The 12,614-nt window shown below is 52.4% G+C and carries 13 protein-coding genes and 1 other RNA gene; 6 read left to right on the forward strand and 8 right to left on the reverse strand.

Going from position 1 to position 12,614, the window contains the following annotated elements:
* The first annotated feature begins 345 nt into the window (after positions 1-345).
* Together mgtA and IAE30_RS27425 are read left to right on the forward strand one after the other, a co-directional pair.
* The gene (gene mgtA / locus IAE30_RS27420) at positions 346-3,069 is read left to right on the forward strand and encodes a magnesium-translocating P-type ATPase (RefSeq protein ID WP_038645304.1); all 2,724 of its coding nucleotides are present in this window, start codon (positions 346-348) and stop codon (positions 3,067-3,069) included.
* A 158-nt stretch (positions 3,070-3,227) separates the two neighbouring features.
* Positions 3,228-3,905, forward strand: a complete 678-nt coding sequence (locus tag IAE30_RS27425; RefSeq protein ID WP_038645306.1) for an SDR family oxidoreductase — start codon at positions 3,228-3,230, stop codon at positions 3,903-3,905.
* Positions 3,906-3,944: 39 nt separating this feature from the next.
* Here IAE30_RS27425 and IAE30_RS27430 read toward each other — a convergent pair whose 3' ends face one another.
* The gene (locus IAE30_RS27430) at positions 3,945-4,601 is read right to left on the reverse strand and encodes an epoxyqueuosine reductase QueH (protein ID WP_038645309.1); all 657 of its coding nucleotides are present in this window, start codon (positions 4,599-4,601) and stop codon (positions 3,945-3,947) included.
* A 117-nt stretch (positions 4,602-4,718) separates the two neighbouring features.
* Positions 4,719-5,075, reverse strand: coding sequence for a hypothetical protein (locus tag IAE30_RS27435; RefSeq protein WP_200538073.1), 357 nt, complete (start codon positions 5,073-5,075; stop codon positions 4,719-4,721).
* Between the two features lie 318 nt (positions 5,076-5,393).
* On the opposite strand from IAE30_RS27435, the gene IAE30_RS27440 reads away from it, so the two are divergent.
* Positions 5,394-5,705 (forward strand): NIPSNAP family protein, encoded by a 312-nt coding sequence (locus IAE30_RS27440; protein WP_234465428.1) that lies wholly within the window; start codon positions 5,394-5,396, stop codon positions 5,703-5,705.
* Positions 5,706-5,795: 90 nt separating this feature from the next.
* Here the strand turns inward: IAE30_RS27440 and IAE30_RS27445 are convergent, their stop codons facing one another.
* The 3 genes from IAE30_RS27445 to smpB all read right to left on the reverse strand — a co-directional run bounded on the left by IAE30_RS27445 (position 5,796) and on the right by smpB (position 7,740).
* Positions 5,796-6,650, reverse strand: coding sequence for a PA4780 family RIO1-like protein kinase (locus IAE30_RS27445; RefSeq protein WP_038645314.1), 855 nt, complete (start codon positions 6,648-6,650; stop codon positions 5,796-5,798).
* A gap of 201 nt (positions 6,651-6,851) precedes the next feature.
* Positions 6,852-7,213, reverse strand: a transfer-messenger RNA (tmRNA) gene (ssrA, locus tag IAE30_RS27450).
* Between the two features lie 44 nt (positions 7,214-7,257).
* On the reverse strand, positions 7,258-7,740 hold the full coding sequence (gene smpB / locus IAE30_RS27455) for an SsrA-binding protein SmpB (RefSeq protein WP_034825578.1): 483 nt from the start codon (positions 7,738-7,740) through the stop codon (positions 7,258-7,260).
* Positions 7,741-7,898: 158 nt separating this feature from the next.
* Here smpB and IAE30_RS27460 point away from each other — a divergent pair, with 158 nt between their 5' ends.
* Positions 7,899-8,333 (forward strand): type II toxin-antitoxin system RatA family toxin, encoded by a 435-nt coding sequence (locus tag IAE30_RS27460; protein ID WP_200681373.1) that lies wholly within the window; start codon positions 7,899-7,901, stop codon positions 8,331-8,333.
* Positions 8,326-8,616, forward strand: a complete 291-nt coding sequence (locus IAE30_RS27465) for an RnfH family protein (RefSeq protein ID WP_200681374.1) — start codon at positions 8,326-8,328, stop codon at positions 8,614-8,616. The genes IAE30_RS27460 and IAE30_RS27465 overlap by 8 nt, the downstream gene beginning before the upstream one ends.
* A 53-nt stretch (positions 8,617-8,669) precedes the next feature.
* Here IAE30_RS27465 and bamE read toward each other — a convergent pair whose 3' ends face one another.
* The 3 genes from bamE to nadK all read right to left on the reverse strand — a co-directional run bounded on the left by bamE (position 8,670) and on the right by nadK (position 11,827).
* On the reverse strand, positions 8,670-9,017 hold the full coding sequence (bamE, locus tag IAE30_RS27470) for an outer membrane protein assembly factor BamE (RefSeq protein ID WP_045833998.1): 348 nt from the start codon (positions 9,015-9,017) through the stop codon (positions 8,670-8,672).
* A 184-nt stretch (positions 9,018-9,201) separates the two neighbouring features.
* Positions 9,202-10,863, reverse strand: coding sequence for a DNA repair protein RecN (gene recN / locus IAE30_RS27475; RefSeq protein ID WP_200538075.1), 1,662 nt, complete (start codon positions 10,861-10,863; stop codon positions 9,202-9,204).
* Between the two features lie 85 nt (positions 10,864-10,948).
* Entirely contained in the window at positions 10,949-11,827 is an 879-nt protein-coding gene (nadK, locus tag IAE30_RS27480; RefSeq protein WP_034825588.1) for an NAD(+) kinase, read from the reverse strand.
* Between the two features lie 122 nt (positions 11,828-11,949).
* Between nadK and grpE the strand changes: the two genes are divergently transcribed.
* Entirely contained in the window at positions 11,950-12,528 is a 579-nt protein-coding gene (gene grpE / locus IAE30_RS27485; protein WP_038645340.1) for a nucleotide exchange factor GrpE, read from the forward strand.
* Positions 12,529-12,614: the final 86 nt, after the last annotated feature.

A 12,614-nucleotide genomic window follows, 5' to 3' on the forward strand; every position in this document is an offset into this window, starting at 1 on the left:
CATGATTTTAAACGCACTTTTTCCTCCGCCTCGATGCGCGCGCTGATCTTCAGCGTGCAGAATTAACCGCTGTTATGGCGCGTTTCAGCACGTCCATAGTCAGGCTAACTGGCAAATCTGGACTGACTGAAGATCGCACTCTGCGGCATCATTGACATCGTTATCGCTATTTCTCGTTATTTTAACGAGCGAATTTCTTCGTCTTTTATTTACGGGAGGTAATATGGAAATTCCCGATAGGTCATTTTTAATCATCTAACGCATCGTCGTTAATTTAATTTATCCCCGTTAATGTGCTCCCCGCACAGGGACTGTTATTGCCGTAATAAATAGAGGAATGTCATCATGACTGACATGAAACTCAACCAGGAAAAAAAATCCTGGAGCAACGCACGCCCGCAGCGTCAGAAAACGCCGCGCTATCTGATTGAAGATGAAGCCGGTTTCACCGCCGATGAAACCCTGGTTCGCCTGCGCAGTGATGCGCTGGGCCTGAGCGAACGCGAAGCCGAAGCGCGTCTGGAAGTCTATGGCCGTAATCAGGTGGCGCATGATAAAGCGCCGCACGCGCTGATTCAGCTGATCCAGGCATTCAATAACCCGTTCATCTACGTATTAATGGCGCTGGCAGCGGTGAGTTTTTTCACTGACTACCTGCTGCCATTACGTAAAGGCGAGGAGACCGACCTGACCGGTGTCATCATCATTGTGACGATGGTAACGCTCAGCGGTTTGCTGCGCTTCTGGCAGGAGTTCCGCACCAATAAAGCCGCGCAGGCGTTGAAATCCATGGTGCGCACCACTGCCACCGTGCTGCGTCGGGAATCTGCCCAACAGCCCCCGGCTAAACAGGAAGTGGATATTGCCACTTTAGTCCCCGGAGACATTATCTATCTGTCTGCTGGCGATCTGGTGCCTGCCGACGTCCGTTTGCTGGATTCGCGTGACCTGTTTATCAGCCAGGCGATCCTGACCGGTGAATCACTGCCCGTTGAGAAATATGACGTTACGGGCCACGTCACCAGCAAAGGCGCGGGAGCGAGCGATCACGGGGCTTCACTGCTGGAACTCGGCAGCGTGTGTCTGATGGGCACCAACGTCTCCAGCGGCAGCGCCAAAGCCGTGGTAGTAGCAACCGGCGGCGAAACCTACTTTGGCAGCCTGGCGAAATCGATTGTCGGTAATCGCTCGCAAACTGCTTTTGATCGTGGCGTGAACAGCGTCAGCTGGCTGCTGATCCGCTTTATGCTGGTGATGGTACCGGTCGTGCTGTTGATCAACGGGTTAACCAAAGGTGACTGGCTGGATGCCTCGCTGTTTGCGCTGGCAGTGGCGGTGGGTCTGACCCCGGAAATGCTGCCGATGATTGTCAGTTCCAACCTGGCAAAAGGTGCGATTGCCATGTCGCGCCGCAAAGTAATTGTCAAACGACTGAACGCGATTCAAAACCTCGGCGCGATGGACATCCTGTGTACCGATAAAACCGGCACGCTGACCCAGGACAACATCATTCTTGAGCATCATCTGGATTGCGCTGGAGTGGAAAATTCGCGCGTACTGATGCTGAGCTGGCTCAACAGCCACTATCAGAGCAGCACGCCGAATCTGATGGATCGCGCCATTCTGCGTTACGGCAAAGATCGTGTGACGGCGGACATGGGTGACTATTACGCCAAAGTGGATGAACTGCCGTTTGATTTCGTGCGTCGCCGCGTCTCTGTTGTGGTGCGCGATCGCCGGCTCAATCAACAGATGCTGATCTGCAAAGGTGCCGTAGAAGAGATGCTGAGCATCGCTACGGCTGAGCGTGAAGGAAAACTGATTCAGCCGCTCGACGAAAAACGCCGCGCTGAATTGTTAGCACTGGCCCATCAGTACAACGAGCAAGGCTTCCGTGTATTGCTGGTGGCGAGTCGTGTACTGGAGGAGCCGGGCTTGCAGCAGGCGCTGAGCGTCGCAGATGAGCAAGGTTTAACTGTGGAAGGGCTGCTAACCTTCCTCGATCCGCCTAAAGAGAGTGCCGCCAAAGCCATTACCGCGCTGCGTGACAATGGCGTGAGCGTCAAAGTGCTGACCGGCGATAACCCGGTGGTCACTGCACGGATTTGCCAGCAGGTGGGCATTGATAGCGGCGAGATCGTGACAGGCGATCAGATTGCGATGATGAGTGACGAACAATTGGCGGAGGCAGCAGCACACAGCGCGGTGTTCGCCAAACTGACACCGCTGCAGAAATCTCGCATCTTGCGTGCATTGCAGCAGCAAGGGCACACCGTCGGTTTCCTCGGCGATGGGATTAATGATGCGCCAGCCCTGCGTGATGCCGATGTCGGGATTTCAGTGGATAGCGCAGCGGACATCGCCAAAGAGTCTTCTGACATCATCCTGCTGGAAAAGGATCTGATGGTGCTGGAAGAGGGGGTGATGAAAGGGCGTGAGACCTTCGGCAACATCATCAAGTATTTGAACATGACGGCCAGTTCCAACTTCGGCAATGTGTTCTCTGTGCTGGTAGCGAGCGCCTTTATTCCGTTCCTGCCGATGCTGGCAATTCATCTGCTGATTCAGAACCTGATGTATGACCTGTCTCAACTGGCATTGCCATGGGACAAAATGGACCGTGAGTTCCTGCGCAAACCGCGCAAATGGGACGCGCGCAATATCAAACGCTTTATGCTGTGGATTGGGCCAACATCATCGATCTTTGATATCACGACGTTTGCTGTGATGTGGTACGTATTTGCCGCGAATACACCGGAAATGCAGTCACTGTTCCAGTCCGGTTGGTTTGTAGAAGGATTGCTGTCACAGACGCTGGTGGTGCACATGCTGCGCACCCAGAAAATTCCTTTCATCCAGAGCCGCGCCGCGTTACCGGTACTGCTGACCACGGCATGTGTGATGATTGCAGGCATCCTGCTGCCATTCTCCCCATTGGGGCACATGGTGGGATTGACGCCGTTGCCGTGGGCTTATTTCCCATGGCTGGTTGCGACGTTGTTAGGTTACTGCGTGGTCGCGCAGGGCATGAAAATGCTCTACATCAAACGCTTCGGCCAGTGGTTCTGACCCCATGGAGGCGCTATGCGGAATCGGAATCTTAATAAAGTGGTGTGCCATCTGCTGATCATGATGGTGGTCATCGTCGTGCTAACGTTGCTGTTTCGTTAGTCAACCAGGGGCAGGTTATCCTGCCCTTTTCGTCTTTAAACTGCGGGAAGGGACAAATGAGCTATTCAAAACGTGCGTTAATTATCGGTGCTTCAAAGGGGATTGGATTAGCCGTCGTGCAGCAACTGCTTGCTGACGGTTGGGACGTCACCGCCACCTATCGCAGCACTGCCGTTTCGTATCAGCATGAAAAGCTGCGTTGGCTACCATTGGATATTACCGTTGCCACTCAGCGTGAACAGCTACTCTCGCAACTCAAGGGTGAGCAGTTTGATCGGGCGCTGATCAATGCGGGTATTCTCGGCCCAGATTCGATGGAGTTGATTGCCACCAGTGATGAAGAGTTAATGCAACTGTTTATGACCAACAGTGTTGCACCGGTGCGTATGGCTGAAGGCCTGTTACCCTTGCTGTCGGAAAAACAGGGCGTGCTTGGCATCACGACATCGCGTCTCGGCAGCCTGACGGAAAATGCCGAAGCGATTCGACCCTATTACTCTGCCAGTAAAGTCGCGTTGAATATGCTCAGCCGCGCTCTGGTTCAGCAGATGTCTACGCGGGGCACAACTTTGCTCTCATTGCATCCGGGCTGGGTCAAAACCGATATGGGCGGGGATGATGCGGATATTACGGCGGTCGAAAGTGCTCAAGGGTTAGTGGCGCAACTGGATCGCTTTGTCGGGCAGGGCGGGCACCACTATGTCGATTACAGCGGCAAGCAGTTAGCCTGGTGATAGTAAGCGCCTGCTGACCGCTACCAGCAGGCGACTTCTTTACTCGTCGGGCTGGTAGTACTGCACACCAATCTCGATACGCTCACGCCCACTGGCCACGCGATGGCGGTTGCTGTCGCGCAGCGAGTAGATGCAGCCGCAATACTCCTGCTGATAGAAACGCTCGCGCTTGCTGATCTCGATCATGCGTGATGATCCACCGCCTTTACGCCAGTTAAACTCCCAATACAGCATGTCGGGATAGTGCGCTGCCGCACGCACGCCGCAGTCATTAATCTGCTTCATATCCTTCCAGCGCGAAATGCCCAGGGAACTGGTGATCACCGGGAAGCCATGTTCATGGGCATACAGCGCAGTGCGTTCAAAGCGCATGTCGAAACACATGGTGCAACGGATGCCTCGCTCCGGTTCCCACTCCATGCCTCGGGCCCGATCAAACCAGTTATCTTTATCGTAATCGGCATCCACGAAAGGCACACCGAACTGCTCAGCAAAGCGGATATTCTCCTCTTTACGCAGTTCGTACTCTTTCAGCGGATGAATGTTTGGGTTGTAAAAGAAGATAGTGTAATCGATACCGGAAGCCAGCATCGCTTCCATCACCTCACCCGAGCAAGGGGCGCAGCAGGAGTGCAACAGCACTTTGTTGTGACCGTTGGGTAAAGGCAAGGGCTGGCGTTTGAAGGTGTCAGACATAAGTAAAAATGGTTAATGAGTGTTGGGCGAAGTGTAAGTCGATATCGAGCCGGACGCAAAGCGGCAAAAAACGAAAAAGGCCGCAATCGCGGCCTTTCGGGACTTTGTCAGTAGACGTTATTCGGTCACTTTCTTCTTCAGATCGCTGGCACCTTCTTTGGTTTTATTCCAGCCTTTATTCGCACCTTCTTTGGTAGCATCCCACCCTTTTTCAGTGCCTTCTTTGGTTTTGTTCCAGCCTTTCTGTGCGCCTTCGCTCACTTTGCTGCTGGTGCTGTCGCTCTTACCTTCAACAGCATGCTTGGCTTTCAGTTTCTGCTCTTCGCCCTGATGCTGCGCCTGATGCAGCTTCTCTTTGGCGGTGTTTGCGCCCGCTTGCGCGTTCGCGACGGTGTCGTCAGTTGCATGTGTGGTAGCGGCAAACGCCGAAGAAGCCAGCAGCAGGGCAGATACAGCAATAATTGTCTTTTTCATGAATATTCCCTCATCAATCGCTCTGTGAGTTATGAGCGTAGTTAACAATGGCACGCTCTGCCAGAATTGGCTCCAGGAATAACCTTAATTGAATCATCGGGTTTGGAGGGTGGGGAAATTGTGTACTGCAGTTCATGTCACCTTACGCATGCCTAAAAGCTTTTCTGGGTGCTAAATGTTGTGACTCATCCCGGGTTAAAGGAACGCAACACTTTACCTACGAGAGTTAAATGGGAGATTTTAGGTCCACATTAAGGTAATAAAAATTCTCAAGGAGATGAGGTAAAAGTAAAGACTGTTGAAATCCTGCAATACCGATTGAAAGCGGGTACTGGTGAGTCCTTCCATCAAATCATGTGTAATACCAGCGTTCCCCTTCATAAAAGGCAGGGCATTCGCATTATCGCTTTTGGTTGTTCTCGCCATGATGCCGATAGTTACTTTCTGATGCGCGCCTTTGAAAACGAAGAACAGTTGGAATCTGTGCTGGAGGATTTTTACGCCAGCGAAGCATGGCGAATGGGGCCACGAGAGGAGATCATTGAGCGGATTGAGGTTAGCCTTAAATCTGTGCTTTTGCTTTCGGAAAGTGCGATAGCTGAGATAAAAAAAAGCTTCGAATCGGTATAAGGGAATTACCGCCCACAATGAGTTGCAGTACAGCTTTAACGATTGTTGCAGGTTTACACTTAGTGATTAGCCAGCCGCATGCTGGCTTTATCACTCTTCATCCCGCTCTTTGGCAGCACGCTGGCGGTCGTAGTACTCATCTTCAGCAGAGATAATTTCGTCCAGCAGTGAATCCATATCCACAGCATGAACTTCTTCTACAAACAGACCGGTTAAAACGGTTTCAGGCGTCAACTTGCCATCTTCAAATAGTTGCCAGATTTCTTTGGCATAGCGCGTTTCCAGAATCTGTGGCGCAAACTGACCGTAATAGGCGGTGATGTTGTTCACATCGCGCTCAAACATCGATTCGGCGTGGTTATTGGCCGCGGCATCCACTGCTTGAGGCAGATCGATGATCACAGGACCGTGCTCATCCTGGAGTACGTTAAATTCCGACAGATCGCCATGCACAATCCCGGCACATAACATACGTACGATATTGCGAATCATCGTCGCAAAATCAGTCAGTGCTTCCTGTTCCGATAAAATCACGTCACTGAGACGGGGTGCCACGGCGCCTTCAGCATCCGTAACCAGTTCCATCAGCAGCACGCCGTCGAGACACATATAAGGCTCAGGTACGCGAACGCCAGCTTTGGCCAGACGGAACAGCGCGTCGACTTCTGCGGTATGCCAGACTTCCTCTTGCTGCTTGCGACCGAATTTTGAGCCTTTCTGCATCGCACGCGTACTGCGGGAGTTGCGAACTTTACGCCCCTCCTGATATTGCACGGCTTGTTTAAAGCTGCGTTGCGAAGCCTCTTTGTACACTTTGGCGCATTGGACTTTATCACCGCACATCACCGTGTAAACGTCAGCTTCTTTGCCGCTTTTCAGGCGCTGCAGCACATTGTCGATCAGGCCATCATCGACCAACGGTTGGATTCGGTTTGGAATTTTCATGCGGCTTTATACCTTATTTAATAGGCTTTCCGCATCAAGAACATGGTGAGTTGCATGGGAAAAACCAAACGAGCATCGATAGTTGCAGAAGCCAGTTACATCATCCCATAAAACCACTGGCACAAAAAAGCCCGCAAGGCTTTCACCTTACGGGCTTTCAGGACTTCAGCGGACGATTCTGGTATCGCCGCGAAAGAATTTTGGTGGAGCTGGCGGGAGTTGAACCCGCGTCCGAAATTACTACACCGTCGGTACTACATGCTTAGTCAGTCTTTACATTCGCCGGCCAGCTGCGGACAGACACGCCACTGACAAACTAGCCTGATTAGATTTAGTGCTTCAACCCCAGGCAAGGCATCCACACGATCTCTTTTGGGTTTGACCTCTCTTGATCCCCGTCTTAAGAGCGGAAGCTAGGGAGAGAGGGCTCTTGGCAGGTTATTAAGCTGCTAAAGCGTAGTTTTCGTCGTTTGCGACTATTTTTTTGCGGCTTTTAACGAGGCAAACCGCCCCTCGACATGCACCTAAGGCTTCACAATCCCGTCGAGTCCAGAATCAGCCCCAAGAACTTCTTATACTACAGAAAAGTGACGGGTGAATCCAGTGCTTAACGCTTTGAATTCTTCATAATACGTGCTTTATCCATCTGCCATTCGCGATCTTTCACATCGTTACGCTTGTCGTGTTCTTTCTTACCGCGCGCAACGCCGATCTTCAGCTTGGCCCAGGCGTTTTTCCAGTACATCGACAGTGCAACCACGGTGAAACCTTCGCGGTTAACACGTCCGTAAAGCGAATCGAGTTCGCGCTGCTTCAGCAACAGCTTGCGGCTACGGGTGGGGTCACACACCACGTGCGTAGAGGCAACGGCCAGCGGCTGGAAGGTGGAACCGAACAGATAGGCTTCGCCATCGCGCAGCAAAATGTAGCTGTCGCTGATGTTGGCTTTACCGGCGCGGAGTGATTTAACTTCCCATCCCTGTAGCGACATCCCTGCCTCGAACTCTTCTTCAATGAAGTATTCGTGGCGAGCGCGTTTGTTGAGGGCAATAGTGGCTGAACCGGGTTTGTGAGCTTTTTTCTTTGTCATAGTGCGGCGTAGTCTACATCACTCAGTCTGTGGGCGCATCCCCCTGTCCTGGGGGCGGTAAAAAACACTCTATTTTAGCACAGCTGGCAAACCCGTGAATTTTGTTTGGTGTCCGAAAATGGTATTATTCAACGGTTTTGTGATGAACAGGAACCATTATGGCCCAGATTAGCCGTTCGGCGTTGGTCCCCTATAGCGCTGAGCAGATGTATCAGCTCGTGAATGATGTGGACGCTTATCCTCAGTTTCTTCCGGGCTGCACCGGCAGCCGCGTATTGGATAATAGCGGAAATCATATGACGGCAGCGGTAGATGTCTCTAAAGCAGGCATCAGTAAAACCTTTACTACCCGCAACACGTTGATCAGCAATCAGAGCATTTTAATGCAGCTGGTTGATGGCCCTTTTCGTAAGCTGACCGGTGGGTGGCACTTCACGTCTTTAGGTGATGATGCCTGCAAAGTTGAGCTGAGCCTCGACTTCGAATTCACCAATATGTTGGTGGAGATGGCGTTCGGTCGTATTTTCAAAGAATTGGCCAACAGTATGGTGCAAGCGTTCAGTCAGCGCGCGAAAGAGGTTTACCGTGCCTGATATCACCGTTGAGGTAGTTTATGCGCTGCCCAACAAGCAGTACCTGCGTTCGGTAACGATGGAAGAGGGCGCGACCGTCGAGCAGGCGATTAAAGCCTCGGGCTTGTTATCACTGCGCAAAGACATCGATTTGGCAAGCAATAAGGTGGGCATTTTTAGCCGGCCGGTGAAGCTAGGTGATGGCGTTCAGGATGGTGACCGCGTGGAGATTTATCGTCCACTGATTGCGGATCCCAAAGAGATGCGTCGCCAGCGAGCAGAACGTTCGGCGAGCAACAAGTAGCGGAATGACAGACACAAAAAAGGCGCTTAAGCGCCTTTTTTGTTGCCGTTCACTTAGTCTTCACTGCCAGTGAGTTTCGGTTTGTTATCAATGTTGGTCAGCGTACCGTTGCTGTCAAAGGTCAGCGTCAGGGTTTGCTGCTTCACGCCTTCATGGCCCGGTTCCTGACGGAACACGTAATACCAGACATTGCTGCCAAACGGATCGTGCATCATCGGTGTGCCGAGAGTGTAGGCAACCTGCTGCTGCGTCATGCCGGTGTGAATCTTCGAAACATCGTTGGCGACCAGGTAATTGCCCTGATTGATATCCGGACGATATACAACGCGCTCAAGGGTGGAACATCCGGCGGTCATCATCAACATTACCACTGCCGCGGCAGTCAGCGTTTTACAGCGCATCTATACATTCCTTTTCTGGGGCCAAACGCCTTTTGTCAGGCTGTTTTGTTGCCATCAAATTCTGAACTCTGCTTACGGCAGGCTTTATTATGGCGATATAACTGCCGATGATAATAAACCTTTGTCCTATTGGAAACCTCTACAGAGCAAGCATATGACCACCAGGCCAGAAAAAAGTGCGAAATCAGGCTGCTAAAAGTTCTTTTGCATTGGCCAGTGTGTTGCGCGTGACTTCGCTACCGCCTAACAAACGAGCCAGTTCCTGCAGGCGGGCGCGTTTATCCAGCTGCTGCATGTGGGTTTCGGTCATCTCGCCATCGGTCTCTTTGCTGACGTAGAAGTGCTGATGTCCGCAACCGGCAACCTGTGGCAAGTGCGTCACACACATCACCTGCGTGGATTCACCGAGTTGGCGCAGCATCTGACCGACGACCGCTGCGGTTGGGCCGCTGATACCGACATCCACTTCATCGAAGATCATGGCCGGCGTTTCCATTTTCTGAGCGGTAATCACCTGAATCGCCAGCGCAATACGCGAAAGCTCACCACCCGAGGCCACTTTGCCCAGCGGTTGTAACGGCTGGCCAGGGTTGGTGGTCACACGGAAATCAATTCGTGTGGCGCCATCCGCCGTGAGTTGATCGGCTTTGAACTCCAGCTCAATGGCAAACTGACCGTGCGGCATCGACAGGGTACGCATGCTTTGGGTGATCAGCTGGCTGAGTTCATGCGCAGCCTGCTGACGCAGTTGATGCAGTTTTTCCGCGCAGGCGACGGCCGCCAGATGGTGTGAACCGACTTCGTTTTGCAACGTTTCTTGATCGCTCTCTTGTTGTGAGAGCTGTTCTGCTTCGTCCAGCAACTGCTGATACAGCACCGGCAACGTCTCTGGCGACACATGATGTTTACGAGAGAGGGCAATCTGGCGTGACAGACGTTGTTCCAGTTCATGCAGACGGTTGGGATCAAGATCCAGACGTTCGCAATAGTGGCGCAACTCATCGCTGGCTTCGCTCAGTTGAATCGCTGCCTCTTCCAGCAAATTGAACACGCCGCTCACTTTGTCATCCAGCGACACGAGTTCGCCCAGCATATTGCGCGCGCTATACAGCAAGCTTTGCAGGTTGGTGTCATCGCTATCGGCGAGAATTTGCAGTGCCTGCTGACTGGTAGAGAGCAGTTGTCCGCTGTTGGCGAGGCGTTTGTACTCTTCATCAATCTGCTCAAATTCGCCCGGCTGCGGGGCAAATTCATTAAGTTCTTTCAGCTGATATTGCAGCAGTTCACGGCGTGCTTCACGCTCCTGCGACAGCTGTTGATGCTGAGCCAGCGCACGACAGCTTTGATGCCAGCGCTGGTAGTGCTGACGCATCTCATCAAGCAGGTCATCATGGGCCGCGTAAGCATCCAGCAGATGTTTTTGGTGATCCGGCTTAAGCAGCAGCTGATGGGCATGCTGGCCGTGGATTTGAATCAGCAGCTGACCCAGCTCACGCAGTTGTGACAGCGGCACCGAAGTGCCATTGATGAAGCCACGGGAACGGCCATCGGCGCTGATCACGCGGCGCAGCAGGCATTCGTTGCCTTCATCGAGCTGATTCTCCACCAGCCAGCGCTGGGCGGAAGGTGAAGCTTTGAGCTGGAAACGCGCGCAGATATCGGCACGACTGGCCCCCTGACGCACCATATCTGCTTCAGAGCGGCCGCCCAGGCACAGGCCCAGCGCATCAATTGCGATGGATTTACCTGCGCCGGTTTCCCCCGTGATCGCTGTCATCCCACGATGAAAGTCGATCTCCAGTTCACGAACGATAGCAAAGTTACTGATGTTCAGTTGTGCCAGCATGAAATCACCTGTATGTAAAAACAGATATGGTTTTTCATACAGTATAAACTGGTTTTTTATACAGTAAAGTGGCTGGCGGTGATTTTCAGAACAATTTTTTTGACCAGCCGAGTTTCGAGCTTAAGGTATTAAAATAATTGTAATTTTTAGGATGGATTAGGTTGAGATGATGGGCGCTGCGGCGAATCAACACATCTTCCCCTTCCTGGATAGGCAGCGCAATCTGGCTATCGCAGCTGATTTCCAGATCGCTGCGCAACGATGAAAAACGCAGACGAATGGTGCTGCTGCTGTTGATTACCAGCGGACGTGCGGAAAGCGTGTGCGGGAACATGGGCACAATGGCGATGGCATCCAGCGATGGCGTCAGTATCGGGCCACCCGCAGAGAGGGAATAGGCGGTTGAGCCGGTAGGCGTGGAGATGATTAACCCATCCGAACGCTGGGAAAAGGCAAAAACCTCATCGATATACACTTCAAATTCGATCATGTGGGCGACTTTGCCCGGGTGCAGTACCACTTCATTAATGGCGCTTCCAATCCTTGGCGAGCACGCTTCTTTGCACACCTGCGCCTCCAGCAGGAAACGGCTTTCAACAAAGTATTCGCCCTGCAGCACATCATCCAGCTGTTGCTGTGCGTTATCGGGATCGAGATCGGTGAGAAAACCGAGATTACCGCGGTTAATCCCAATAACTTTGATGTCATAACGTGCCAGCACGCGTGCGGCGCCCAGCATATTGCCGTCACCGCCCACTACCACGGCTAAATCGGCACGTTGGCCGATTTCCGCCAGGCTGCCGGTTTCCACATCTTTCAAGTTCAGTTCGCGCGCAATCTGCTGCTCGACGATCACCTCATAGCCTTTTGCTGTCAGCCAGCGCCAGAGCATTTCATGGGTGGTTAACGCAGTAGGATGGCGCGGATGGCCGACAATCCCAATGCAGTTAAAGTGTTTGTTCATTTAGCGCGTGTTCCTCATAAGCCAAAACGGCCAGGCAATGTGATGGGTTCACTTGAAACCGTCAAACTGATCCCCATAATAAGCCAACCAGCGAGATGAATGTGCAAAACGCGGAGAAATTCATGAGTAGTAAAGAACAGAACACCCCTAACGAGCAAGTCTCAGACGAAATTCAACAGGATCAGCAGCACGTGGACGCAGAGACGGCAACTGAGGTGGATCCGCGTGATGAGCGTATCGCGCAACTGGAAGCGGAATTAGCCCAGTCGCAAGGCGGCGTGCGTGAAGCACAGCTGCGCGCTCAGGCGGAGATTGAAAACATCCGTCGCCGTACCGAAATGGATGTGGAAAAAGCGCACAAGTTTGCGCTGGAAAAATTTGCCAACGAACTGCTGCCGGTGATTGATAGCCTCGAGCGCGCGCTGGAAGTGGCTGATAAAGAGAACACCGAACTGGCTTCGATGATTGAAGGCATCGAACTGACGCTGAAATCCCTGCTGGGTGCCGTGCGTAAGTATGGTGTTGAAGTGGTCGGTGAAACCAACGTGCCATTCAACCCGGATGTGCATCAGGCGATGTCGATGATTGAATCAGAAGACATGGCACCGAACCATGTACTGATGGTGATGCAGCGTGGTTATACCCTCAATGGTCGCCTGTTGCGTCCAGCGATGGTGGCAGTAACCAAAGCCAAAGGCTGATTACCCTGCTGAATACAAAAACGGCCGCTGATTGCGTAATGCTTGTCAGTTAAGATCTTAATGGAGGCCGCAACGGATAACGTTGC

Source organism: Pantoea sp. S61 (assembly GCF_016625145.1).
Taxonomy (GTDB): domain Bacteria; phylum Pseudomonadota; class Gammaproteobacteria; order Enterobacterales; family Enterobacteriaceae; genus Pantoea; species Pantoea rwandensis_B.

Bases quoted from the DNA above. Each gene is read 5' to 3' on its own strand.
- mgtA (WP_038645304.1), top strand. From the start codon at position 346: ATGACTGACATGAAACTCAACCAGGAAAAAAAATCCTGGAGCAACGCA.
- IAE30_RS27425 (WP_038645306.1), top strand. From the start codon at position 3,228: ATGAGCTATTCAAAACGTGCGTTAATTATCGGTGCTTCAAAGGGGATT.
- IAE30_RS27430 (WP_038645309.1), bottom strand. From the start codon at position 4,601: ATGTCTGACACCTTCAAACGCCAGCCCTTGCCTTTACCCAACGGTCAC.
- IAE30_RS27435 (WP_200538073.1), bottom strand. From the start codon at position 5,075: ATGAAAAAGACAATTATTGCTGTATCTGCCCTGCTGCTGGCTTCTTCG.
- IAE30_RS27445 (WP_038645314.1), bottom strand. From the start codon at position 6,650: ATGAAAATTCCAAACCGAATCCAACCGTTGGTCGATGATGGCCTGATC.
- smpB (WP_034825578.1), bottom strand. From the start codon at position 7,740: ATGACAAAGAAAAAAGCTCACAAACCCGGTTCAGCCACTATTGCCCTC.
- IAE30_RS27460 (WP_200681373.1), top strand. From the start codon at position 7,899: ATGGCCCAGATTAGCCGTTCGGCGTTGGTCCCCTATAGCGCTGAGCAG.
- bamE (WP_045833998.1), bottom strand. From the start codon at position 9,017: ATGCGCTGTAAAACGCTGACTGCCGCGGCAGTGGTAATGTTGATGATG.
- recN (WP_200538075.1), bottom strand. From the start codon at position 10,863: ATGCTGGCACAACTGAACATCAGTAACTTTGCTATCGTTCGTGAACTG.
- nadK (WP_034825588.1), bottom strand. From the start codon at position 11,827: ATGAACAAACACTTTAACTGCATTGGGATTGTCGGCCATCCGCGCCAT.
- grpE (WP_038645340.1), top strand. From the start codon at position 11,950: ATGAGTAGTAAAGAACAGAACACCCCTAACGAGCAAGTCTCAGACGAA.